The following is a 24,014-nucleotide window of genomic DNA, read 5'->3' as shown; positions in this document are numbered from 1 at the left end:
CTGCCTCCTCGCGCCCGCCCACAGCCGCCTCGCGGTCTGCGCCGGGCGCGGGCGGCACCTGTCGGTGCCCCTGGTGCCTATCGTGAGGGCATGACCCAGGTCATCACGCCCGCCGTCCCCGACAGCGCCCTCGCCGACACCGTGCTCACCCGCCTCACCGGGGTCTACCCCGCCGCGGGCGACCCCTTCCGGGCGCAGGAGATGGTCGCGTACATGAAGGGCGTGGCCCCCTTCCTCGGCCTGCGCACGCCCGAGCGCCGCGCCCTGTCCCGCACCGTCCTGGACGGGCTCCCCGCGCCCGACGAGGCCGACTGCACGGCGATCGCGCTGCGCTGCTTCGCGCTGCCCGAGCGGGAGTACCACTACTTCGCCGTCGACTACCTGCGCCGGCACGTCAGGCGCTGCTCCTCCGCCTTCCTGCCGGTCGCCCGCACCCTCGTCACCACCGTCTCCTGGTGGGACACCGTCGACCACCTCGCCGCCCACGTCGTCGGCGGCCTGGTCCTCGCCGACCCCGCGCTCGTCTCCGACATGGACGAGTGGATCGCCGACGACGACCTCTGGATCGCCCGCACCGCCCTGCTCCACCAGCTCCGCTACAAGACCGCGACCGACGCCGGCCGGCTCTTCTCCTACTGCCTGCTGCGTTCCGCGCACCCGGACTTCTTCATCCGCAAGGCGATCGGCTGGAGCCTGCGCGAGTACGCCAAGACGGCGCCCGACGAGGTCCGCGCCTTCGTCACCCACAACACCTCCCGCTTCTCCCCGCTTTCGGTCCGCGAGGCCCTCAAGAACCTCTGACGGCCGGGAAATTCGCTCGACGCGGGCCGGGAGAGCCGGGAACATCGGGGGCATGTCCCGGTACGCCTTCCCCGCAGCGCCGTCCGCAGTCGCGGACGCGCCGAAGGCTGCCGTCGTCGCGGTTCCGGCAGATCTCGCCGCTCTCGCCGCTCTCGATGTTCCTGCCGCTGTCGCCGTCGTCGCGACGCCCGGCGGCGACCGAAGCTGACCCTCCCCGGATCGTCCGGCGGACCCCACAGGGGGAGGGTCGGTCCGGCCACGGGGTCCCCGCACACGCTTCGAGTCGCGAAACGAGCGATCAGCCATGTCCCACACGTCCCACACGACCCACACGTCCAAGACGTCCAAGCAGGCGTACGCCCGCACCAAGCCGCACCTCAACATCGGCACCATGGGCCACGTCGACCACGGCAAGACCACCCTCACCGCCGCCATCACCAAGGTCCTCAGCGAGCGCGGCACCGGTGGCCCGACCACGTACGTGCCCTTCGACCGGATCGACCGCGCGCCCGAGGAGGCGCGACGCGGGATCACCATCAACGCCGCGCACGTCGAGTACGAGACGGACACCCGGCACTACGCGCACGTCGACATGCCCGGGCACGCCGACTACGTCAAGAACATGATCACCGGCGCGGCGCAGCTCGACGGGGCGATCCTCGTCGTCTCCGCGCTCGACGGGATCATGCCGCAGACGGCCGAACACGTCCTGCTGGCCCGTCAGGTCGGCGTCGACCACATCGTGGTGGCGCTCAACAAGGCGGACGGCGCCGACGACGAGCTGACCGACCTGGTCGAGCTGGAGGTACGCGAGCTGCTCACCGCGCACGGTTACGGCGGCGACGGCCTGCCGGTCGTCCGGGTGTCCGGGCTGCGCGCCCTGGAAGGGGACCCGCGCTGGACGGCGGCCGTGGAGGCGCTGCTCGACGCGGTGGACACGTACGTGCCGGTACCGGTGCGTTATGTGGAGGCGCCGTTCCTGATGCCGGTGGAGAGCGTGCTCACCATCACCGGCCGCGGGACCGTCGTCACCGGAGCCGTCGAGCGCGGCACCGTCCGGCTCGGCGACCGGGTCGCCGTCCTCGGCGCGGACGCGGACACCGAGACCGTCGTCACCGGCGTCGAGACCTTCGGCCGCCCGATGGAGTCGGCGCAGGCCGGCGACAACGTCGCGCTGCTGCTCCGCGGCGTGCCGCGTGGCGCGGTCCGCCGCGGTCATGTGGTGGCCCGTCCCGGCAGCGTCGAGCCGCGCCGCCGCTTCACGGCCCGGGTGCACGTCCTGTCCGCCGCCGAGGGTGGCCGCCGCACGCCCGTCTCGACCGGCTACCGGCCGCAGTTCCACCTCCGCACGGCGGACGTCGTCGGCGCCGTCGACCTCGGCGACCAGGGCGTGGCCCGCCCCGGCGAGACGGTCACCATGACCGTCGAGCTCGGCCGCGACCTGCCCCTGGAGCCCGGCCTCGGCTTCGCCATCCGCGAGGGCGGCCGCACGGTCGGCGCGGGCACGGTGACCGAGGTGCTCTGACCCGGCGCTCGGTGCGCACGGCGCCGCCGGGTGGTCCGCGTGCGTCACTCTCGCTGCTCGGCGTGGGTGACGCAGGCGAGGCCGCGCCGACCCGGCGACGCCTCCAGGTTGCGCACGGCGCTGCACCGCCGCAGCGTGGCGCGGCGGCGTGCCGGCCGAGGGCCGTCGTGCGGTCGCGCGGTCGCGCGGTCACGCCCGGAGCGCCGCATTCCGGCCCCCGCGGGACGCGGGTGGTCGGCTGTCCGACACACTTTGATCATGACCGAGACAACGAGGCGTACGGCACTGGTTCTGGGCGCGGGCGGCGTGACCGGTGCGGGGTGGGAGATCGGGGTCCTGCAGGGACTCGCCGAGGCGGGGACGGACCTGACGACCGCCGATCTGATCGTCGGAAGCTCCGCGGGCGCGGTCGTCGGTGCCCAGCTGGCCTCCGGGAAGTTCCCGCTCGACGCGCTGTACGAGAGTCAGCTCGGCGACCCGCTCGGGGAGTTGTCGGCGCGGCTCGGCTTCGGGCAGATCGTGAAGTACGCGCTGGCCGTGCTCCGGTCCCGTACCCCCGAGGAGTACGGGCGGCGGCTCGGCCGGCTCGCCGGCGCCGCCACCACCGTCGCTCCGGCCGTCCGCCGTCAGGTGATCGCCGGCCGGCTGGGTCCCGCCACCGCGTGGCCCGAGCGGCGGCTCGTGATCACCGCCGTCGACGCCGACAGCGGCGAACTCGCCACCTTCGAGGGCGCCGACGCGGCCGTCTCGCTCGTCGACGCCGTCACCGCCAGCTGCGCGATCCCCGGCGTCTGGCCCGTCGCCGAACTCGTCGGGCACCGTTACATCGACGGCGGCCTCCACTCCACCGCCAACGCCCACCTCGCCGCCGGCTACGAGCGGGTCGTGGTCATCGCTCCCAGCGGCGCCGGCAGCAAGGTCATCGTCTCGCCGGCCACGCAGGGCGCCGCGCTCGCCGCGGCCGGGGCGCGGGTCGAGGTGATCACGCCCGACGCCGAGTCCAAGCAGGCGTTCGGCCGCAACCCGCTCGACCCGACCCGCCGGGCCCCCGCGGCCCGCGCCGGACGGGCCCAGGCCGCGGCCCATGCGCAGGCCGTCGCGGCCCTGTGGGGACAATGAGGGAGTGAACGAGCACCCCGAGCACCACGGTCAGAACGAGCGGGACGAGCCGAGCGACCCGACCGACCCGACCGAGCCGAACGAGCGGGACGAGCCGAGCGACCCGACCGAGCCGAACGAGCGGGACGAGCCGAACGATCGGGGCAAGTCGTCTGCGTCGGCCCAGTCGTTCGAGCCGGCCGAGTCGTACGAGCCGACCGAGGCGATTCCCGTCGTCCGTGACGTCGACTGGGGCACCGCCCGGCTCATGCCCGACGTGGACACCGAGCGGGGCTGGCTGCTCACGGTCGACGGCGCGCCCCAGTCGTACGTCGACCTCGACGACCCGGCGCACCTGGAGTTCGAGTACGCCCAGCGGCTCGCCCATGTCGTCGACCGGGTCGCCGAGGAAGGCGCCCCGCTCGATGTGCTGCACCTGGGCGGCGGGGCGCTCACCCTGCCCCGTTACGTCGCCGCCACCCGGCCCGGCTCCCGGCAGCACGTCGCCGAGGCCGACCGGGGGCTGCTCGCGCTCGTCGCCGAACACCTGCCACTGCCGCCGGGCTCCGGCATCGAGGTCCACGGCGCCGATGCCCGCGCCTGGCTGGAGGCCGTGCCCGACGCCTCCGTCGACCTGCTGATCGGCGACGTCTTCGGCGGCTCCCGGGTCCCGGCCCACCTCACCTCCGTCGAGTACGCCCGCGAGGCCCGCCGCGTGCTGCGCCCGGGCGCCACCTACGCGGCCAACCTCGCCGACGGCGCCCCCTTCGCCTTCCTCCGCTCCCAGCTCGCCACCTTCGCCGCCGTCTTCCCCCACCTCGCCCTCATCGCCGAACCGGCCGTCCTGCGCGGCCGCCGCTTCGGCAACGCGGTCCTGGTCGCCTCCGACGAGGAGATCGACACCGCCGGCCTGGCCCGCCGCACGGCGGCCGACCCCTTCCCGGCGCGCGTGGAGTGGGGCGAGGCGCTCGCCCGCTTCACGGGCGACGCGCGGCCGGTGCACGACGCGGAGGCGGTGCAGTCGCCGGTGCCGCCGGAGGGCGCGTTCGGCATCGGCTGAGGCGGGAAGGGGAGGGGAGACCGAGGATCGGTCCCGGTTCTCGCCGGGCCTGCTGATCCGGCCCGGCCCGGCCGACGGGCCCGGCTGCCGCCCGACGCGGGGCCGAGGGACGGTGTCGTTACCCGCCGGGCGTGCCGAGTCGGTCAGGTTCGGACGGCAGGCCCGGCCCGCCACCTCGCACGAGGTGGCGGCCCGTTTCGGGTCTTGCCGGGCTTGCTGAGCCGGCCTGGTCGGACGACAGGCGCCGCCCGCCGCCCGCCGTCCAGGGCGGGCCGGCGGTCGGTCTCGGGTCGCCCGGCCAGCTGATCCGGCCTGGTTCGGACGACAAGCACCGCCCGTCGCCCTGCGCGGGCCGAGGGCCGGACCCGGATCTGTCGGCTCGCGGAGTCGGCAGATCCGGACGACAGCCCCGGCCTGGCCCGGCGCCGCGCCCGCGCCCGTCAGCTCAGGTCCGCCGGCTCGCTCCGTACGCCGCCCTCGACGCCGGCCTCGACGCCGCCGTCCGAAGCCGCCACCGGTTTCGTACGCCGCGTCAGGTTCCGTACGTCCGGCACCAGCAGCACCAGCGCCGTCACCACCACGATCAGCGTCGCCGAGCCCCAGAGCGCCGTGCCGCGGCCGAAGGCGGTCTCCGCGGGGCCGGCGAGGGCCGTGGAGAGCGGCAGCATGGCGGTGGAGCCGAACCAGTCGTAGGCGGAGACGCGGGAGAGCTTTTCCTCCGGGATCTCCTGGTGCAGCGCCGTCATCCAGGAGACGCCGAACCCCTCGATGGCGACCCCGCTGACGAACATCGCCACCGAGAGCCCCACCACGTCGAGCGGCACCGCGAGCGCCGCCGAGGGCAGCGCGATCGGGAAGACGCACAGCGTGCCGACGAGCAGCATCCGGCGCGGTTTCCAGCGGGCCATCAGGACCGCACCGCACAGCGTGCCGACACCGAACGCGGCGAGCGCGAGGCCCCAGGGCCGGGCGCCGCCGAGCTGGTCGCGGGCGACCAGCGGTCCGTACACCGACTCGGCGGCCCCCACCAGGGCGACCACGACGGAGAACTGGGCGACGATCGACCAGAGCCAGGGCCGGCTCACGAACTCGTCCCAGCCCTCCCGCAGATCGGCGAGCAGCCCGCCGCCGGGCGCGCGCTCGGGAATGTGCCGGACGTCGAGGAAGGCGCGGAGCGCGCCCGCCACGGCGAACGCCGCCGCGTCCACGGCGAGCATCCAGCCGGGCCCGATGGCGGCGATGAGCGCGCCGCCGAGCGCCGCACCGCCGATGCCGGCGCCGTTCATCGCCATCCGGAAGAGGGCGAAGGCGCGGCCGGCCTGTTCGCCGCTGACGCTCGACATCAGCATGCCCTCGGCGGCCGGGTTGAAGAACGCCTGCCCCGTGCCGCACAGCGCGGTCAGCAGCATCATGTGCCACAGCCGGGCCTCGCCGGTGAGGACGAGGACGGCGAACACGGCCTGCGAGACGCAGTTGAGGGCGTTGGCGGCGACCATCACGCGGTGCCGCGGCACCCGGTCGGCGACCGCTCCGCCGATGAGCAGGAAGAGCACCAGCGGCAGGGTGCGCGCCATCGCCACCAGGCCCACGTCACCGCCGTCGCCGCCGGACTGGATGACGGCGAACGCCGCCGCGATCAGGGCACCGTGGGTGCCCAGGTTGGTGACGATCGCGGCGGCGGTCAGGAGCAGGTAGTTCCGCCCTGCCCAGTCGGGCATCCGGTCGCGGATCACGACTCCGGTCCCGACCCGGGTCCCGACGCCCGTCCCGACCCGGGTCCCGACTCCGGTCCCGACCCGGGTTCCGACTTCCGTCCCGGCCCTGTCATGAGTCCGGTCACGACTGCGGGGACGGGGCCTCGGGGGCCAGGCGCACGGTGGAGACGATCTTCTTGATGGTCTCGTCCGGCACCTCCTCCTTGACGCCCTTGGCGGCGTACAGCACGAAGGAGGAGAAGTCGCCCTTGGCGTTCTTGAAGGAGAAGGCGACGGACTTGCCGTCCGACTCGCACTTGTTCCGCTTCTTGATGTTCGGGGCGACAGCCGTGGCCATGCTGCCCTGGAGCCCGGAAGCGGTGGTGAACGGCACCGCCTTGGTGATCTTGATCGTGCCCTTGGGCATGTGCTGGGCGTAGCCCGCCCACACCCAGTTGCCGGCCTCGTTGTAGGCCGCCTCCGCGGTGTCCTTGGCGCCCTGGCCGCCCTTGGTGCCTGCGGTGCTCAGGCCCCAGGTCTCCGGGGAACCGTCCTTGTTGGTGTCGTAGGAGCACCAGTTGGTCTTGAAGTGCGCCGGCGCCGACATCGTGACGACGGGGGAGCCGTCGCCCTTCTTCTCGTCCTCGAAGAAGTTGATCGTGCCCGGCTTGGACAGCTCCCACTCCGGCGGTACGTCGAACAGCGTGCCGTACTTGGGGTTGTAGACGACCTTCCAGCCGGGGATCGTCGGCTGGTGCGACGCCTCGTCGCGCGGGTTGTCGAGCGACGGGGAGGCGGAGGTGGTCGGCGCCGAGATCGTCGACTGGCTCGGCTTGGGGTCGTCGGCCTGGTTCTTCTTGTCGTCGTCCTTGCCGAGGACGAGCCAGCCGGCGACACCGGCCGCGGCAAGCACGGCGACGGCGGCGACGATCGCCACCACGGTGGTCTGCTTCTTCTTGCCGCCGCTGCCGTCACCGCCGCCCGGCTGGACGGGGCCCGGCATCGCGTACTGCGGCACGGTCGGCTGCTGGTACGGGTTCGGCTGGCCGTATCCGCCCTGCTGGGTGGGCTGTTGATACGGGTTCGGCTGGCCGTAACCGCCGGGCTGGCCCGGACCGGGCTGACCCGGCTGCTGGTACGGCCCGGGCTGCGCGCCCGGCTGCTGGTTGGGGTAGCCGTAGCCGGGCTGCGGTGCCGGCTGGGCGTACGGGTTCTGACTCTGGTCCTGCGGGTTCTGCTCGCCCCCGGGCGGCTGCTGTCCTGGCCACATGGGCCGTAACGATAGAGGTGCGGCCGGTGACAGGCTACGGCCGCCCCCGTACGGATGTCGGAACGGAGAGCGGAACGGGGAGCGGAACGGATGGTGGAACCGATGGTGGAACCGATGGCGGAGGGCGGCGGAAGGGGATGGCCAAGTCTGCTACTCGCGGGTAACATCACGGCTCATGAGCGCAGACCAGATGTCCGTCGGCGAGATGCTCGCCGCCACGGTGCCCATGGCCAGGACCCTCAACCTCGAGTTCCTGGAGACCACCCCCGAGCGCGCCGTGGTGCGCCTGCCGGACCAGGCCGACTACCACAACCACGTGGGCGGCCCGCACGCCGGAGCCATGTTCACCCTCGCCGAGTCCGCCAGCGGCGCCATCGTCCTGGCCGCCTTCGGCGACCAGCTCGGCCGGGCCGTGCCGCTCGCCGTCAAGGCCGAGATCGGCTACAAGAAGCTCGCCATGGGCGTCGTCACCGCCACCGCGACCCTGGGCCGCCCGGCCGCCGAGGTCGTCGCCGAACTCGACGCCGGCCAGCGCCCCGAGTTCCCGGTGCGGATCGACATCACGCGCGAGGACGGCGCCGTCACCGGCGAGATGACCGTCGTGTGGACCCTGCGCCCGAACAACTGAGCAGGGCCCGGAGCCGGGTTCCCAGAGGGGAGCCCGGCACGGCGGCACCGAATCGGACGAACCGTCACGCATAGTGCGATCAATGCAGATCGTCGGAATCGTGCCGGTCCGAAGGAGCGCCGCCGTGCCCAAAGCCCCCGCCCCGGAGCAGCAGGAACAGCGCGAACGGCCGGAGCCGTCGCGGCACATGGCCGACCACGACGCGCCGGCCACGCCTCCCGTCACCGTCAGCGCCACTGCTCCCGTCAACGCCGCCGCCCCTCCCGTCACCGCCACCACCCCGACCGCTGCCGTCCTCGCTCGCGCATCCCGCCCGACCTCCCGGCGCCGGCTGCTGCTCGCCCTCGCCGGCGCGGCGGCCCTCACCGTCGCCCCCGCCCTGCCCGGCGGCGCCCGGGCCACGGCCCGCGGCCGACGGATCGCCACCGGACGGGTCTCCGAACGGGTCGACCGGCTCCTCCAGCAGCTCACCCTCGACGAGAAGACCACGCTGCTGCACGGGCACACCGACCCCCGTGACCTCGGCCAGGCCGGCTACGTGCCCGGCGTGCCCCGGCTCGGCATCCCCGCCCTCCGGCTCGCCGACGGCCCCGCCGGCGTCCGCGTCCACGAGCCCGCCACCGCGCTGCCCGCGCCCGTGATGCTCGCCGCCGCCTTCGACCCCGCACTCGCCCGCGCCTACGGCCAGGTCATCGGCCGCGAGGGCCGCGCCCTCGGCCAGGACGTGCTGCTCTCGCCGATGGTCAACCTCATCCGCACGCCCTACGCGGGCCGGAACTTCGAGACCTTCGCCGAGGACCCGCTGCTCGCCGCCGACCTCGTCGCCGCGGAGGTCCGCGGCATCCAGGCCGAGGGCCTGATCGCCACCGTCAAGCACCTCGCCCTCAACAACCAGGAACACGACCGGATGACCGTCGACGTCCGGGCCGGCGAGCAGACCCTCCACGAGACCGAACTGCGCGGCTTCGAGGCCGCCGTCGCCGCCGGCGCGGGCGCCGTCATGGCCGCGTACAACAAGGTCGACGGCGTCCACGCCACCGAGAACCGCGCGCTCCTCAGCGACATCCTGCGCGACCGGTGGGGCTTCGACGGCTGGGTCATGAGCGACTGGGGCGCCGTCCACTCCACCGCCGCCGCCCTCACCGCCGGCTGCGACATGGAGATGCCGGGCGGCCGCTACTACGGGGCCGCGCTCGCCCGCGCCGTACGCGAGGGCCGCGTCGAACAGGCCGCCGTCGACACCGCCGTACGCCGGCTCCTGACCGTGTGCGAACGCTTCGGCCTGCTCACGGACGGGCCGGAGCAGACCGAGCCCGCGGCCCGGCCCGAGCGCGACGCGCCCGCCGGGGCTCGGCTCGCGCTGCGTGTCGCGCTCGCCGGGGCCACCCTGCTGCGCAACGAGGCCCGTGCGCTGCCGCTCACGGGCCCGGCCGCCCGTTCCCTCGCCGTCATCGGCCCCACCGGCGCCGTGCCGTTCGTCAGCGGCGGCGGCAGCGCCCACGTCGTCCCCGACGCCGCCATCAGCCCCCTCGACGCGCTGCGCGCCCGGGCCGGTGACGGCGCCACCGTCACGTACGCCCTCGGTGAGGACCCCTACGGCAAGCCGTTCGCGCAGACCGGCGGCGGTCTCGCACCCGCGCGCTCCCTCGACGCCGTCGCCGTCGCGGCGGGCGAGACCTGGAGCTACGAGGGCATGCTCACGACCACCGTCGACGACGACTGGAGCTTCTTCGTCCACTACAGCGGCCGGCGCCCCACCGTGCTGCTCGACGGCGCCGAGCTCTTCCCCGTCCGGCCGGGCATCGCCGAGTACTTCACCGGCGGGCTCGGCGGCCGCGCCGCCGACGGCCTGGAGCTGCGCCGCGCCGACCGCCGCCTCGCCGCCGGCGCCCACGTCCTCACCGTGGCGGCCGACGGCGGCGCCGAGGGGCAGCTCTTCCGGCTGCGCGCCGCCGACGGCGCCAGCCGGGCCGCCGACGTCGCCGGGGCGGTCAGCGCCGCCCGCGCCGCCCACAGCGTCGTCCTCTTCGCCTACGAGGACGCCACCGAGGGCCGCGACCGCACCGGCCTCGCCCTGCCCGGCCGCCAGGAGGCCCTGATCAGGGCCGTGACGACCGCCAACCCCCGCACCACCGTCGTCCTCAACACCTCGTCGGCCGTCACCATGCCCTGGCTCGACGCCACCGCGGCCGTGCTCCAGATGTACTACCCGGGCCAGGAGGGCGGACCCGCCACCGCCGCCGTGCTCTTCGGCGACGCCGACCCCGGCGGCCGGCTCACCCAGACCTTTCCGCGCTCCGCGGACGCCCATCCCACCGCCGGCGACCCGAGCCGCTACCCCGGGCAGGGCGGCATCGAGCTGTACGCCGAGGGCATCCACGTCGGCCACCGCTGGTACGACGCCCAGGGCGTCACGCCGCTGTTCCCGTTCGGCCACGGCCTGTCGTACACCACCTTCGGATACGGGGAACTCGACGTCGAGGCGGTCGGCGACGGGCTCCACGTCAGCTTCACCGTCGTCAACACCGGGCTGCGCACCGGCATCGACGTGCCGCAGATCTACCTCGGCCCCTCGCCCGACCTCGCCGCCCTCGGCATCGACCAGCCGGTCCGGCTGCTCGCCGGCTACCGCCGGCTCCAGCTCGCCCCCCGGGAGCGCCGCCGGGTCACCGTCCCGGTCGCCGCGCGGACGCTGTCCTCCTGGGACCCGGCCCGGCACCGCTGGGTGCTCGGCACCGGGCGGCGGCAGGTGTGGGTCGGGGCCTCCTCCCGCGAACTCCGGCTGACGGCGCGGGCCGAGGTCCGGGCGGCACCGGGCCGGGGCGGCGCCCGGAGCGCGCCCGGGCGAGGCGGCGCTTAGCGCCCGCTTACCGCGGCCCGGGGTAGGCTGCCCGGGATCGATTCGGGTCGCCGAAGCGTCGCCGAAGCGGTCGCCGAAGCGGTCGCCGACACGGGAGAGGAACCCGCGTGCACGTCCAGGAATGGCTGGAGACGATCCCCGCGATCGCCGTCTACGCACTGGTCGGGGTGGTGATCGGGATCGAGAGCCTGGGCATCCCGCTGCCCGGCGAGATCGTCCTCGTGAGTTCGGCCCTGCTCGCCTCCCAGCACGGCCACATCAACCCGTACGTGCTCGGTGCCTGCGCCAGCGTCGGCGCGATCGTCGGCGACTCCATCGGCTACGCCATCGGCCGCAAGGGCGGCCGGCCGCTGCTGACCAGGCTCGGGAAGAGGTTCCCCAAGCACTTCAGCGAGGGCAACATCGGCCTCGCCGAGCGCTCCTTCGAGAAGTGGGGCATGTGGGCGGTCTTCTTCGGCCGCTTCGTCGCCCTGCTGCGGATCTTCGCCGGGCCGCTCGCGGGCGTGCTGCGCATGCCGTACTGGAAGTTCCTGATCGCCAACGTCCTCGGCGGCGTGCTGTGGGCAGGCGGCACCACGGCCGTCATCTACACCGTGGGCATCGTCGCCGAGGCCTGGCTCAAGCGCTTCTCGTGGCTGGGCCTGGTGCTCGCGGTCCTCATCGGCGTCGTGTCGATGCTGATCCTGAAGAACCGGGCCAAGAAGGCCGCCGCTGCCCACTCGGCGGCCGGCGAGCCGGCGGCCGTTACGGAGACGGCCGCCGCCGAATAGGAAGGTCGGGGCCCTGGGCTCCCGGGTCCCGGGGCCCGGGAGCGGTCCCGGGGTCACTCGTCCGCGAAGGTCTCCGCGTGGGCCTTCGCGAGGTGCAGGTACATCTCGGCGTTGAGCCGGAGTCCCGCCTGCTCCTCCTCCGTCAGCGGGCGGCGCACCTTCGCGGGCACGCCCGCCACCAGGGAACCCGGCGGCACCTGCATGCCCTGCGGGACGAGCGCCTGCGCGGCGACCAGCGAACCGGCGCCGATCCTGGCCCCGTTGAGGACGGTCGCGCCCATGCCGACGAGGACGTCGTCCTCGATGACGCAGCCGTGCACGGTCGCGTTGTGGCCGATGGTCACCCGCGCGCCGATCGACACCGGGAAGCCCGGGTCGACGTGGACCGTGCAGTTGTCCTGCACGTTGGTGTCCTCGCCGAGCTCGATCGGCCCGCAGTCCGCGCGCAGCACGGCGTGGTACCAGACGCTGGTGCGCGGCCCGAGGGTCACCTCGCCGAGCACCACCGAGGTCGGGGCGGTGAAGGCGGTCGGGTCCACCTGGGGCTCCTTGCCGCCCACACCCTTGATCAACGCCCCTGAGATCTCTGACATCGTTCGCTCCTGCATCGCTGGCTGTGTCGGTCGCGCTCGGACCGCACCCTAGTCCGCGCTCATGACGGACATCACAGCGCACCGGTCTGATCAGCGGCGACGCCGCCGACTACGGTGTCCGGGTGCCCCGGAACAGAAACACGTTCTCATCGCTGACCGCCTGGCGGCGCCGTGTCGTCGCCCGCGCACTGCAGGGCGGCTGGCGCCGGATCCAGCAGGCGGGCGCGGTCACGGCCGAGCATCCGGGGCGGCTGCGCTTCCGTCGCATTGGCGAGGGCACCCGGCTCGCGTTCCCGCAGGGCACGGTCTTCGGCGAGCGGTGGATCGAGATCGGTGCCTGCTGCATCATCGCCGAGCAGGTCACGCTGACCGCGGGCATGCTGCCCGACCTCGACCTGGGCACGGACACGGTGCTGACCCTCGGCGACGGCGTCGTCCTCGGCCGCGGCAGCCATGTCATCGCCGACGCGCCGATCACCATCGGCTCGGACACCTACTGCGGCCCGTACGTCTACATCACCTCGACCAACCACAGCTACGACGACCCCGACGTGCCCGTCGGGCGCCAGTGGCCCCGCTCCGAGCCGGTCGTCATCGGCCCCGGCTGCTGGCTCGGCACCGGCGCCGTGATCCTGCCCGGTGCCCGGCTCGGCCGGAACGTGGTGGTGGCCGCCGGAGCGGTCGTACGGGGCGAGGTGCCCGACCACGCGGTGGTGGCGGGCGCGCCCGCGAAGGTGGTCCGCTCCTACGACCCGGAGAAGGGCTGGCAGCCCCCGCTGCGCACGCCGGCGCCGCGGCCGATCCCGGACGGCATCACACCGGAGCAGCTGGCGGCGCTCGCGGGGCTGGGTGAGCAGGAGCTGAACGACCTCGCGGAGCTCGAGCGCTGACGTGATGTACGAGGGTGACGGCATGGCGGCGGTACGAGGGTGACGGCGCGACCCGTACGAGGGTGACGGCGCGACCCGTACGAGGGTGACCGCCTGGCGGTACGAGGTGACCGTGTGACGGTGCGTCAGCCCGAGGCCAGCAGGACCGTGCCCACCAGGGCCAGGCCCGCGCCCGCCGCCTGGACCGCGCGGAGCCGTTCCTTGAGCACGCCGCGGGCCGCCAGCGCCGTGACCACCGGGTAGAGGCTGGCCAGGACCGCGGCGACGGTGACCGGGCCGCGCTGGGCGGCCAGCGCGTAGGTGCCGTTCGCGGCGACGTCCGCGAGGCCCACGAAGGCCAGTGCCGGGAGCGCCAGGGCGACGGCCTTGAGGGGGCCGCCACCTTCCGGCAGGGCCTCCGGCAGGGCGCGGCCGCCGCGCCTGACGGAGAACCGCAGGGCGCCGCCGCCCACGACGACATTGGTCACGCGCTGCACGAAGAGGGCGAGGAAGAGGCCGGTCAGTGTGGTGGACGCCTCGGAGATCAGGGCCATCACCGCGCCGAAGCCGAAGGCCGCGACGAGGGTGAGGAGCACCGCCTGGCGCTGAACGGGCGCACCGCGCAGTTCCGGGCCGCCGGCCAGGACGACTCCGATGACCGCCACCGCGATCCCGGCGAACTGGAGCAGTCCCGGCCGGTCGCCGAGGAGCAGGCCGGCGCCGACGGGGACGACCACGCCGAGCGAGCCGAGCGGGGAGACCACGCCCATCGGGCCGAGCGCGAGGGCCCGGTAGAAGGCGAGCATCGCGGCGGGACCGACCGCGCCGGCCGCGACCGCGTACCAGAGCCGGGGCCCCGCCTCGCCGAGCGCGCCGGTGGCGAGGACGACCGTGCCGAGGACGACGACGGCTATGGACTGCGAGACGACCACGACGGTCAGTGCGGGGAAGCGGCGGGTGAGCAGTCCGCCGCCGAAGTCGGCGAGTCCCCAGAGCAGACTGGTGGCCAGGGCGAACACCGCCGTCAGTGCCGTCATCAGGGGTCCTCGCAGTACAGTGCAGTGAACAATCGGGTGCACCACACGGTAGTACAACCTGTTGAACTCTGTCATTCACAATATTGGACGGAAAGTGTCGGACCTCGATCAGCTCACCCAGTCGCTCGCCCGCAACCTCAAGCGCTGGCGCAACGAACGCGGCTTCACGCTGGACGCCCTCGCCGTCAGGGCCGGGGTCAGCCGCGGCATGATCATCCAGATCGAGCAGGCCCGCACGAACCCCAGCGTCGGCACCACGGTCAAGCTGGCCGACGCGCTCGGCGTCTCGATCACCACCCTGCTCGACTACGAGCAGGGCCCCCACGTCCGGCTCGTGCCGCCGGAGCAGGCCGTACGCATGTGGTCCACCTCCACCGGCAGCCACACCACGCTCCTCGTCGGCACCGAGGCCCGCGGGCCCCTGGAGCTGTGGGAGTGGACCCTGATGCCGGGCGACGGCAGCGCCTCCGACCCGCACCCCGACGGCACCACCGAACTCCTCCACGTCACCGCCGGGACCCTCACCCTCGTCGTGGACGGAGTGGAGCACCCCATGCCGGCCGGCACCTCCGCCGTCTTCGAGAGCAACGTGCCGCACGCCTACCGCAACGACGGCGAGCAGACCGTGGAGATGACGATGGCCGTCTCCATCCCGCCCGCACGCTGAGACGAACAGCCGTCGCGGGAAGCCGAGTTGCTAGCGTGCCGGCATGCGCGCACCTCTCGGAGACTTCGACGACGCCCGGCCCGCCCCCGACTGCCTCGACCTGCTCACCGCCCCCGTGGCGGCCGCCGTCCGAGCCTGGCGCGGCACCGTACCGGCCGAGCAGCTCCTCTACGTGGACACCGACCCGGCCGTCGCCGACACCGCCGTCTTCGTCGAGCACCACGGGCCGGGGCTGCTCGACGCGTCCGCCAACTGCGTCATCGTCGCCGGCAGGCGCGGCGAGACCACCACCCTGGCCGCGTGTGTCGTGCGCTCCGCCACCCGCGTCGACGTCAACGGCGCCGTCCGGCGCGAACTCGGCGCCCGCAAGGTGCGCTTCGCGCCGATCGAGACCGCGACCGGCGACACCGGCATGGAATACGGCGGCATCACCCCGATCGGCCTGCCCGGCGCCTGGCCCGTCCTCGTGGACGCAGCCGTCGTCGACACCGAGTGGGTCCTCATCGGCAGCGGACGCCGGCGCGGCAAGCTCATCGTGCCCGGCAAGGCCCTTGCCGAGCTCCCCGGCGCCGTCGTCCTGGAGGGCCTGGGCCTGGCGGCCGCGTAGCGTCAGGCCAGCCGCGGTATCTCGATGGCGGGGCAGCGGTCCATCACGATCTCGAGCCCCGCCTCCCGCGTCCGCGCGTACGCCTCCACGTCGACCACCCCGAGCTGGAACCAGACCGCCTTGGCGCCGATCCCGACCGCCTGATCGGCGACCGCGCCCGCCAGCTCGCTGTTCACGAACACGTCGACCACGTCCACCGGGAACGGGATGTCCGCGAGCGACGCGTACCCCTGCTCCCCGTGCACCGTCTCCGCCTTCGGATGCACCGGCACGATCCGCTTGCCGAACCGCTGGAGCGTCTGCGCCACCCCGTACGCCGCCCGGGCACTGTTGTTGGACAGCCCCACGATCGCCCACGTGTCGCCGCTCTCGGTGAGGATCCTGCGAACGGTCTCCGGGGTGCCGTACATGCGCTGCCTCCTGCGGGCGTGTGATGTGCTCTGCCGGAACGTGCAACCAGCGCGGTCACCAGGAGATTCCCGGGCGCGGACGAGCGCGGACGAGCGCATAGGCTGGCGGGATGCAGGAGCAGTACCGCACGCTCGCCGGCGAGGGCGTCCACGAGACCGAGATCAACCGATCGCGCTTCATCTGCGCGCTCGCGCCCGTCGCCACCGAGGAGGAGGCGCAGGCGTTCGTCGCCCGGATCAGGCGCGAGCACCCGACGGCCACCCACAACTGCTTCGCGTACGTCATCGGCGCCGACGCCTCCGTCCAGAAGGCCTCGGACGACGGCGAGCCCGGCGGCACCGCCGGGGTGCCGATGCTCCAGATGCTGCTGCGGCGCGAGATGCGGTACGTCGCCGCCGTCGTCACCCGCTACTACGGCGGCGTGAAGCTCGGCGCGGGCGGGCTCATCCGCGCGTACGGCGGGGTGGTCGGCGAGGCACTCGACGCCCTGGGCACGATCACCCGGCGCCGCTACCGGCTCGCCACCGTCACCGTCGACCACCACCGCGCGGGCAAGCTCCAGAACGACCTGCGGTCCACCGGCCGGTCCGTCCGCGAGGTGACCTACGGGGAGGCCGTCACCATCGAGATCGGGCTGCCCGACGCCGATGTGACGGACTTCACGGCCTGGCTCGCCGACGCCACGGCCGGCGAGGCCACGTTCGAACTGGGCGGCGAGGCGTACGGCGACGGGTGAGCCGGCGTCCGGGTCCGGCAGCGTCGAGCCGGCCGGCGTTGTCGTACCCCACCGATACGCTCAGGAACCATGAGGCTTCTGCACACGTCGGACTGGCACCTGGGACGGTCGTTCCACCGGGTCGCGCTGCTCGACGCCCAGGCCGCGTTCCTCGACCACCTGGTGGCGACGGCGCGCGAGCGCGAGGTGGACGCGGTCCTGGTGGCCGGGGACGTCTACGACCGCGCCGTGCCCCCGCTCGCCGCCGTCGAGCTCTTCGACACCGCCCTGCACCGGCTCGCCGACGCAGGCGTGCCCACCGTCATGATCTCCGGCAACCACGACTCGGCCCGCCGCCTCGGCGTCGGCGCCGGCCTCATCCAGCGGGCCGGCATCCATCTGCGCACCGACCCGGCCGGCGCCGGCACCCCCGTCGTCCTCGCCGACGCCCACGGCGACGTCGCCCTCTACGGTTTGCCGTACCTCGAACCTGCCCTGGTCCGCGAGCAGTTCGGCGCCGAGAAGGCGGGGCACGAGGCCGTGCTCGCCGCCGCCATGGACCGGGTCCGCGCCGACCTCGCCACCCGGCCCGAAGGCACCCGCTCCGTCGTCCTCGCCCACGCCTTCGTCGCCGGCGGCGAACCCAGCGACAGCGAGCGCGACATCACCGTCGGCGGCGTCGCCGCCGTCCCCGCCGCGGTCTTCGACGGCGTCGACTACGTGGCCCTCGGCCACCTCCACGGCAGCCAGACCATCACCCCGCGCGTCCGCTACTCCGGCTCCCCGCTCGCGTACTCCTTCTCCGAGACCGACCACCGCAAGACCATGTGGCTGATCGAGCTCGGCGCGGACGGCGCCGTCGACCTCGCCGAGCGCGTCGACTGCCCCGTGCCCCGGCCCCTCGCCCGGATCCGCGGCCACCTCGACGACCTGCTCGCCGACCCCGCCCTCGCCCGTCACGAGGACGCCTGGGTCGAGGCCACCCTCACCGACCCGGTGCGCCCCGCCGACCCCATGGCCCGGATCGGCGCCCGCTTCCCGCACACCCTCAGCCTGGTCTTCGACCCCGAGCGCGGCGACGACGACTCCCTCGTCTCCTACGCCACCCGGCTCCGCGACCGCAGCGACCAGCAGATCGCCGAGGACTTCGTCGCCCACGTCCGCGGCGGCGCCGGACCCGACGGCGCCGAGCGGACCGTCCTCTACGGCGCCTTCGACGACGTCCGGGTGGACGCGGCCGAGCGCGAGGTGAGCCGGTGAGACTCCACCGCCTCGCCGTCACCGCCTTCGGGCCCTTCGGCACCACCCAGGAGATCGACTTCGACGCCCTGTCGTCGGCCGGGCTCTTCCTGCTCCACGGCCCCACCGGCGCCGGCAAGACCTCCGTCCTCGACGCCGTCTGCTTCGCGCTGTACGGAGCCGTGCCCGGCGCCCGGCAGAGCCCCGGCGCCGGCCTGCGCAGCGACCACGCCGCCGCCGGCACGTACACCGAGGTCACCCTCGACCTCACCGTCGGCGAGCGGCGCCTGGAGATCACCCGCCGGCCCGCCCAGCAACGCCCCAAGAAGCGCGGCAGCGGCTTCACCACGGAGAAGGCGCAGAGCTGGCTGCGCGAGCGCGACGCCGGGACCGGCGAGTGGCGCGCGCTCAGCCGCTCCCACCAGGAGATCGGCGAGGAGATCAGCCAGCTCCTCGGCATGAGCCGGGACCAGTTCTGCCAGGTCGTGCTGCTGCCCCAGGGCGACTTCGCCCGCTTCCTGCGCGCCGACGCCGAGGCCCGCGGCAAGCTCCTCGGCCGGCTCTTCGACACCCGCCGCTTCGCGGCCGTCGAGGACCGCCTCGCCGAGCTGCGCCGGGCCGCCGAGCACCAGGTCCGCGAGGGCGACGAGCGGCTGCTCGCCCTCGCCCACCGGATGGCCCAGGCCGCCGGGACCGGGAGCGCCGCCGACGTGACGGAGCGGCCCGGCGAACCCGGCCTCGCCGAGGCCGTCCAGACCCGTGCCGCCCTCGCCCGCAGCGAGGCCCGCGAAACCCTCGACATCGCCCAGCTGCGCCTCGCCGCCGCCGAGCGGCGGCAGGCCGACGCCCGCGCCGCGCTCGACGCCGCCCGCGAACTCGCCGACCGGCAGGCCCGGCACGCCGACGCACTCCGCCGCCAGGCCGAGCTGACCGCCCGCCGCCCGCAGCGCGACGACTGGCAGGCCGCCCTCGACCGCTCCCTCAAGGCCGACCGGGTCGCGCCCGCGCTCGGCCTGCGCGAGCACGCCGAGGCAGCCCACCGCACCGCGAACAGCGCCCGCGACCGGGCCCGTTCCGTGCTGCCGCCCGACCTCGCCGACGCCGGCGCCGAGCACCTCTCCACGGTCGAGCGGCGGCTGCGCGAGGAGCTCGGCGCTCTGGAGTCCGCCCGCCGTGCCGAAGCGCGGCACGCCGAGATCAGCGCCGAGCGGGCGAGCCTCGACCGGGAGGCCCGCGCCGACGAGGAGTTCGTCCAGGACGCCGCCGCCTGGCTGGCCGGCTGGGAGCAGCGCCGCGCCGTGCTGCGGCAGCGCATCGAGGCCGCCCAGGACGCCACCGCCCGCGCCGAACAGCTCGCCGGCCGTCTCGCCCAGGCCCGCCGCCGCCTCGCCGCCGCCCGCCGCCGCGACGACCTCGCCGCCGAACTCGCGGGCGCCCGGGAGCGTTTGACCACCGCCCGCGAGCGCCGCAACGAGGCCCACGAGCACTGGCTCGACGTCAAGTCCCGCCGCCTGCGCGGCATCGCCGCCGAACTCGCCGCCGCCCTCGAACCCGGCGCCCCCTGCCAGGTCTGCGGCTCCGCCGACCACCCCGCCCCCGCCCGCACCACCGCCGACCACGTCGACCGCGCCGCCGAGGACGCGGCCTACGCCGCGTACACCCGCGCCGACGAGGTGCGCACGGCGGCGGAGACGGGCGTCGCCGCGACGACGGAGGCGTGGGAGGCGGCCAGGCAGGAGGCCCGCGCGGGTGCGTCGGGCGCCGACGAGCCCGGCCGTCGCGCCCGGCCCACGGCCGCGAACCAGGCGCCGGCCGATGGCTCCGGGGCCGCCGGGCGCGGTTCGGGCGTTGCCCGGATCGCGGGCGAGGCCGAGCCGGGCACGGCTGCGGCCGGGGCGGATCGGGTAGCCGACGCGGCTGGTGCGCTGGACCATGCCCTGGCCCCTGCCCGCACGGGCGGCAGCCCCGCCGTCGCCGTCAACGGCGGCGGCGAGGGATGGGCGATGAACTCAGCGGCCCTCAGCGCGGGAGGCACGGGTGGCCGGGCCACCGGTGCCGCCGACTCCGCCCTCGACCCCGCCGTCGGCGATCTCGTGCGCGAGGTCGACGAGCTGACCCGCGCGCACGCCGAAGCCCATGCGCTCGCCGCGCAGACGCATGCCGCGCGGGAGGAGCTGGCGCGGGCCGAGCGGGAGTACGAGGAGCGGGGGGCCGCGCTTCGTGAGGCCGAGCGGCGGGTGGCGGCGCGGACGTCGCGGCGGGAGGCGCTGGAGGAGGAGCAGGGCGCTCTGGCGGCCGAACTGGCGCGGGGGCGCGGCGAGTCCGGGAGCGTGGCCGCGCACGCGACGCTGCTCGAGCGGCGGATCGCGCTGCTGACCGAGGCGGCGGAGTCCGTGCGGGCCGCCGAGGTGACCGCGCGGGGGCTCAAGGAGGCCGACGACCGGCTGGCCGACGCCGCGTTCAGGGCCGGGTTCGACACGCCCGCCGCGGCCGCGGCCGCGCTGCTCGACGAGACCACCCGCCGCACGCTGCAGCAGCGGGTCGACGCCTGGCAGGCCGAGGCCGCGGCCGTCGCCGACCGGCTCCGGGAGGAGGCCACCGCTGCCGCCGCCGCGCTGCCGCCGGCCGACCCGGCCGCCGCCGAGGCCGCGTACGCCGCCGCCGAGCGCGCGCTGCGCGAGGCCGCCGCCGCGCTCTCCGCCGTACAGGAGCGGACGGAAGCGCTGGACCGGCTGTCCCGGGAGGCCGACGCCGAGGTGCGCCGGCTCGGGCCGCTGCGCGAGGAGTACGAGCGGGTCGCCCGGCTCGCCGGGCTCACCGCCGGCACCTCGGCCGAGAACGAGCGCAAGATGCGCCTGGAGTCGTACGTGCTCGCCGCCCGGCTCGAACAGGTCGCGGCCGCCGCCACCGCCCGGCTCCAGCGGATGTCCGCCGGCCGGTACACCCTCGTCCACTCCGACGCCCGCAGCGGCGGCCGGCGCGCCGGCCTCGGGCTGCACGTGGTCGACGCCTGGACGGGCAACGAGCGGGACACCGCGACGCTCTCCGGCGGCGAGACCTTCTTCGCCTCCCTCGCGCTCGCCCTCGGCCTCGCCGACGTCGTCACCGACGAGGCCGGCGGCGTCCGGCTCGACACCCTCTTCATCGACGAGGGCTTCGGCAGCCTCGACGACCAGACCCTCGACGAGGTCCTCGACGTCCTGGACTCGCTGCGGGAGCGCGACCGCAGCGTCGGCATCGTCAGCCACGTCGGCGATCTGCGCCGCCGCATCCCGGCCCAGCTGGAGGTCGTCAAGGCCCGGCACGGGTCGGCGGTCCGGCTCCGTACCGGAGGAGAGGCGCTCAGCGGCTGATCGCGCGCCGGGGCAGCGGCGAGGAGTAGACGACGCTCGTCGTCACCGAGCCCAGCGCGCCCACCTTCCCGGAGATCTCCTCCAGGTGCCGCATCGACCGGGCGGCCACCTTCAGGACGAAGCAGTCGTCGCCCGTCACATGGTGCGCCTCCAGGACCTCCGGGGTGGTGGCGATGAGGTCGTGGAAGGGCTTGTAGTTGCCGTTCGGATAGCGCAGCCGGACGAACGCGAGGATCGGCAGGCCGAGCCGCTCCTGGTCGACGACCGCCGTGTACCCGGCGATCACCCCCGCCTCCTCCAGGCGCCGCACCCGCTCGGTCACCGCCGACGGGGACATGGACACGGCCCGGGCGAGCTCGGCGAAGCTGGCCCGGCCCTGCTCCTGGAGGGCCGCGAGGATCCGCCAGTCCGTGGCGTCCGGGGTGTATCCGCTGGTCATGGGCGTGACCTTGCAGGGAAAACCCCGGGAGTTCAAGTCCTCCCGGGGTTTCTCACATGCCGGAATCCCGGGCGGCGCCGTCAGAGCTTGGAGATCTCCTCCACCAGGTCGTCCAGACCCAGCGGACCCTGCGAGAGCGCCGCCATGTGCCACGCCTTCGCGTCGAACGCGTCGCCGTGTGCGGCCCGCGCGTTGGCCCGGCCGAGCAGCCAGGCCCGCTCGCCCAGCTTGTAGCCGATCGCCTGCGCGGGAACCGAGAGATACCGGGTCATCTCGCTCTCCACGAAGGCCGGCGGCCGGCTGCTGTGCCGCTGGAAGAACTCCTGCGCGAGCTCCGGCGTCCACCGCTCGCCCGGGTGGAACGGCGAGTCCGCCGGGATCTCCAGCTCCAGGTGCATGCCGATGTCCACGATCACCCGGCAGGCCCGCATCATCTGCGCGTCGAGGTAGCCGAGGCGGCGCTCCGGGTCCTTGAGGAAGCCCAGCTCGTCCATCAGCCGCTCCGCGTACAGCGCCCAGCCCTCGGTGTTGGCGCTGACCTTGCCGACCGTCGCCTGGTAGCGGGAGAGCCGGTCGGCCACGTGCACCCACTGCGCGAGCTGGAGGTGGTGGCCGGGCACGCCCTCGTGGTACCACGTCGACACCAGGTCGTACACCGGGAAGCGGGACTGCCCGTCGACCGGCAGCCAGGTGCGGCCGGGGCGGGCGAAGTCCTCCGAGGGGCCCGTGTAGTACGGGGCGGCCGCGCTGCCCGCCGGGGCGATCCGGGACTCCACCTGCCGCACCCGCTCGGCGAGTTCGAAGTGGGTGCCGTCGAGCGCCTCGATCGCCTCGTCCATCAGCCGCTGCAGCCAGGACCGCACCTCGTCGACGCCCTCGATGTGCGCGCCGTGCTCGTCGAGGTGGGCCAGCGCCTCCCAGGGGTCGGCGCCGGGCAGGATCCGCCCGGCCTCCAGACGCATCTCGCCGAGCAGCCGGTGGTACTCGGACCAGCCGTACGCGTACGCCTGGTCGAGGTCCAGGTCGGTGCCGTTGAAGAAGCGCGACCAGCGCCGGTAGCGCTCCCGGCCCACCGTGTCGGGCGCGTCGGCGACCGCCGGGGCGTACACGTCGCGCATCCAGTCCCGCAGCCGGGTGCACGCAAGGTCCGCGCCCGCGCCGGCCGCCGCGAGCTCGGCGCGCAGCTCCTCCGGTACGGAGTCGCCGGCGCCGGCCGCGAAGCCCGCGAACCAGCCCTGACCGGCCCCGTCCGGCCCGGCGCTCGCCCACTCGGTGAGCTGGGTGACGAAGGTGGCGGTGGCACGCGGCCCGCCGCGCATGCCCCGCTCCAGACCGAGGGTCAGCGAGGCCCGGTAGCCCTCCAGGGCCGCCGGGACCGCGCGCAGCCGTGCGGCGACGGCCGTCCAGTCCTCGACGGTCGCGGTGGGCAGCATGGTGAAGGAGAGGCGCACGCTGTGCGCGGGCGAGCGCAGATTGCTCACGCAGCACAGGCCCTCGTCCGCCTCGTGCACGAGGAGTTGGGCGGTCAGCCGCTCCCGCAGCAGCCGGGCGCAGCGCCGCTCCGCCTCGTCCGCCGCACCCGGCTGCTGCTCCGCCTCGTCGAGCCGGGCGAGGGTGCGCCGGGCGAGGGCGGCGACGGCTTCCTGTCCGGCGGGCGAGAAGTCGGGCAGGCGGCCCGCGCTCTCGCGGACTCCCAGGAACGTTCCGGTGATCGGGTCGAGTTCGATGAGCGCGTCGACGTGGTCGTCGGCGACCTTGCGGGGGAGGGCGGGGGTGGAGGTGTCTGGCATGGAGCTCATCCTCGCCCCAGCGCCGTTCCCGCGTCACCCTCCCGAACTCTCAGTCGATCTCAGTCGGCTGACAAATGAGCACCCGGGACGGGCGGCAGCAGAGGGCCGCACTCCCACTGCTGGAAGATCAGCCGGGTCTCCACCCGGGCCACCTCGCGTCGCGACGTGAACTCGTCCAGGACGAGTCGTTGCAGGTCGGCGGGGTCCGCGACGGCCACGTGGACCAGATAGTCGTCCGGTCCGGTGAGGTGGAACAGCGCCCGGGACTCGGGCAGCGCCCTGATCCGCTCGACGAACGGACCGATCAGTTCACGCCGGTGGGGCCGGACCTGGACCAGGAGCAGCGCCTCCAGGCCGCGGCCGAGTTTGGCCGGATTCAGCTGTAGCCGGTGTCCGAGGATCACACCGGTGCGGCGCAGCCGGGACACCCGGTCCAGACAGGTGGAGGGGGCGACGCCCACCTCGGCGGCGAGCTCGCGGTAAGTGGTCCGGGCGTCGTTCTGCAGTAGGCGAAGAATGTGCAGATCGACCGCGTCCAGTACGACAGAATCGGCCATCGGCCGAACGTAGCACGGGCTTTTCCCGCTA

21 protein-coding genes are annotated in these 24,014 nt (G+C 74.5%); 13 read left to right on the top strand and 8 right to left on the bottom strand.

Going from position 1 to position 24,014, the window contains the following annotated elements:
- Positions 1–90 precede the first annotated feature (90 nt).
- The 4 genes from ACIRSU_RS05270 to ACIRSU_RS05255 all read left to right on the top strand — a co-directional run bounded on the left by ACIRSU_RS05270 (position 91) and on the right by ACIRSU_RS05255 (position 4,484).
- A complete protein-coding gene (locus ACIRSU_RS05270; RefSeq protein WP_403789299.1) occupies positions 91–801 on the top strand; it encodes a DNA alkylation repair protein in 711 nt (236 codons plus the stop codon).
- 304 nt (positions 802–1,105) lie between these two features.
- Complete coding sequence (tuf, locus tag ACIRSU_RS05265) at positions 1,106–2,326, top strand: elongation factor Tu (RefSeq protein ID WP_403789298.1); 1,221 nt, start codon at positions 1,106–1,108, stop codon at positions 2,324–2,326.
- Positions 2,327–2,584: 258 nt separating this feature from the next.
- Positions 2,585–3,445, top strand: a complete 861-nt coding sequence (locus ACIRSU_RS05260; protein WP_403789297.1) for a patatin-like phospholipase family protein — start codon at positions 2,585–2,587, stop codon at positions 3,443–3,445.
- Positions 3,446–3,692: 247 nt separating this feature from the next.
- Positions 3,693–4,484, top strand: coding sequence for a spermidine synthase (locus tag ACIRSU_RS05255; RefSeq protein ID WP_403789405.1), 792 nt, complete (start codon positions 3,693–3,695; stop codon positions 4,482–4,484).
- Positions 4,485–4,924: 440 nt separating this feature from the next.
- On the opposite strand, the gene ACIRSU_RS05250 is transcribed toward ACIRSU_RS05255, so the two are convergent.
- On the bottom strand, positions 4,925–6,202 hold the full coding sequence (locus tag ACIRSU_RS05250) for an MFS transporter (RefSeq protein WP_403789404.1): 1,278 nt from the start codon (positions 6,200–6,202) through the stop codon (positions 4,925–4,927).
- 118 nt (positions 6,203–6,320) lie between these two features.
- On the bottom strand, positions 6,321–7,448 hold the full coding sequence (locus tag ACIRSU_RS05245) for a hypothetical protein (RefSeq protein WP_403789296.1): 1,128 nt from the start codon (positions 7,446–7,448) through the stop codon (positions 6,321–6,323).
- A gap of 190 nt (positions 7,449–7,638) precedes the next feature.
- Here ACIRSU_RS05245 and ACIRSU_RS05240 point away from each other — a divergent pair, with 190 nt between their 5' ends.
- The 3 genes from ACIRSU_RS05240 to ACIRSU_RS05230 all read left to right on the top strand — a co-directional run bounded on the left by ACIRSU_RS05240 (position 7,639) and on the right by ACIRSU_RS05230 (position 11,706).
- Complete coding sequence (locus ACIRSU_RS05240; RefSeq protein ID WP_389345303.1) at positions 7,639–8,076, top strand: DUF4442 domain-containing protein; 438 nt, start codon at positions 7,639–7,641, stop codon at positions 8,074–8,076.
- A 124-nt stretch (positions 8,077–8,200) separates the two neighbouring features.
- The gene (locus ACIRSU_RS05235) at positions 8,201–10,936 is read left to right on the top strand and encodes a glycoside hydrolase family 3 C-terminal domain-containing protein (protein ID WP_403789295.1); all 2,736 of its coding nucleotides are present in this window, start codon (positions 8,201–8,203) and stop codon (positions 10,934–10,936) included.
- 107 nt (positions 10,937–11,043) lie between these two features.
- Positions 11,044–11,706 carry a DedA family protein gene (locus tag ACIRSU_RS05230; protein WP_403789294.1) on the top strand — a complete coding sequence of 221 codons (663 nt, stop codon included), beginning with the start codon at positions 11,044–11,046 and terminating at the stop codon, positions 11,704–11,706.
- 53 nt (positions 11,707–11,759) lie between these two features.
- On the opposite strand, the gene ACIRSU_RS05225 is transcribed toward ACIRSU_RS05230, so the two are convergent.
- The gene (locus ACIRSU_RS05225; protein WP_403789293.1) at positions 11,760–12,299 is read right to left on the bottom strand and encodes a gamma carbonic anhydrase family protein; all 540 of its coding nucleotides are present in this window, start codon (positions 12,297–12,299) and stop codon (positions 11,760–11,762) included.
- 122 nt (positions 12,300–12,421) lie between these two features.
- On the opposite strand from ACIRSU_RS05225, the gene ACIRSU_RS05220 reads away from it, so the two are divergent.
- Positions 12,422–13,189: an acyltransferase gene (locus ACIRSU_RS05220; protein ID WP_403789292.1), complete on the top strand. Its 768-nt coding sequence runs from the start codon at positions 12,422–12,424 to the stop codon at positions 13,187–13,189.
- 125 nt (positions 13,190–13,314) lie between these two features.
- Here the strand turns inward: ACIRSU_RS05220 and ACIRSU_RS05215 are convergent, their stop codons facing one another.
- Positions 13,315–14,196: an EamA family transporter gene (locus ACIRSU_RS05215; RefSeq protein WP_403789403.1), complete on the bottom strand. Its 882-nt coding sequence runs from the start codon at positions 14,194–14,196 to the stop codon at positions 13,315–13,317.
- 103 nt (positions 14,197–14,299) lie between these two features.
- Between ACIRSU_RS05215 and ACIRSU_RS05210 the strand changes: the two genes are divergently transcribed.
- Both ACIRSU_RS05210 and ACIRSU_RS05205 read left to right on the top strand, forming a co-directional pair.
- On the top strand, positions 14,300–14,872 hold the full coding sequence (locus ACIRSU_RS05210; RefSeq protein WP_403789291.1) for a helix-turn-helix domain-containing protein: 573 nt from the start codon (positions 14,300–14,302) through the stop codon (positions 14,870–14,872).
- 43 nt (positions 14,873–14,915) lie between these two features.
- Positions 14,916–15,479 carry a YbaK/EbsC family protein gene (locus tag ACIRSU_RS05205; protein ID WP_403789290.1) on the top strand — a complete coding sequence of 188 codons (564 nt, stop codon included), beginning with the start codon at positions 14,916–14,918 and terminating at the stop codon, positions 15,477–15,479.
- 2 nt (positions 15,480–15,481) lie between these two features.
- Here the strand turns inward: ACIRSU_RS05205 and ACIRSU_RS05200 are convergent, their stop codons facing one another.
- Positions 15,482–15,889: a CoA-binding protein gene (locus tag ACIRSU_RS05200; RefSeq protein WP_403789289.1), complete on the bottom strand. Its 408-nt coding sequence runs from the start codon at positions 15,887–15,889 to the stop codon at positions 15,482–15,484.
- 110 nt (positions 15,890–15,999) lie between these two features.
- Here ACIRSU_RS05200 and ACIRSU_RS05195 point away from each other — a divergent pair, with 110 nt between their 5' ends.
- The 3 genes from ACIRSU_RS05195 (at position 16,000) to ACIRSU_RS05185 (ending at position 21,197) form a co-directional block, all read left to right on the top strand.
- Positions 16,000–16,626, top strand: coding sequence for a YigZ family protein (locus tag ACIRSU_RS05195; RefSeq protein ID WP_403789288.1), 627 nt, complete (start codon positions 16,000–16,002; stop codon positions 16,624–16,626).
- A 69-nt stretch (positions 16,627–16,695) separates the two neighbouring features.
- Positions 16,696–17,865, top strand: coding sequence for an exonuclease SbcCD subunit D (locus ACIRSU_RS05190; RefSeq protein WP_403789287.1), 1,170 nt, complete (start codon positions 16,696–16,698; stop codon positions 17,863–17,865).
- Positions 17,862–21,197, top strand: a complete 3,336-nt coding sequence (locus tag ACIRSU_RS05185) for an AAA family ATPase (RefSeq protein WP_403789286.1) — start codon at positions 17,862–17,864, stop codon at positions 21,195–21,197. Before ACIRSU_RS05190 ends, ACIRSU_RS05185 begins: the two co-directional genes overlap by 4 nt.
- On the opposite strand, the gene ACIRSU_RS05180 is transcribed toward ACIRSU_RS05185, so the two are convergent.
- The 3 genes from ACIRSU_RS05180 to ACIRSU_RS05170 form a co-directional block, all read right to left on the bottom strand.
- Positions 21,187–21,636, bottom strand: coding sequence for an Lrp/AsnC family transcriptional regulator (locus ACIRSU_RS05180; RefSeq protein ID WP_403789285.1), 450 nt, complete (start codon positions 21,634–21,636; stop codon positions 21,187–21,189). The two genes, ACIRSU_RS05185 and ACIRSU_RS05180, sit on opposite strands and share 11 nt — an antisense overlap.
- 80 nt (positions 21,637–21,716) lie before the next feature.
- Positions 21,717–23,426 (bottom strand): DUF885 domain-containing protein, encoded by a 1,710-nt coding sequence (locus ACIRSU_RS05175; RefSeq protein ID WP_403789284.1) that lies wholly within the window; start codon positions 23,424–23,426, stop codon positions 21,717–21,719.
- A gap of 59 nt (positions 23,427–23,485) precedes the next feature.
- Positions 23,486–23,983, bottom strand: a complete 498-nt coding sequence (locus tag ACIRSU_RS05170; RefSeq protein ID WP_403789283.1) for an Lrp/AsnC family transcriptional regulator — start codon at positions 23,981–23,983, stop codon at positions 23,486–23,488.
- Positions 23,984–24,014: the final 31 nt, after the last annotated feature.

The organism is Streptomyces sp. NPDC101160, from assembly GCF_044768205.1.
GTDB lineage: Bacteria > Actinomycetota > Actinomycetes > Streptomycetales > Streptomycetaceae > Streptomyces.
Note: the sequence above shows the minus strand (reverse complement) of the source record. Positions and strands in the feature narration are given on the sequence as shown.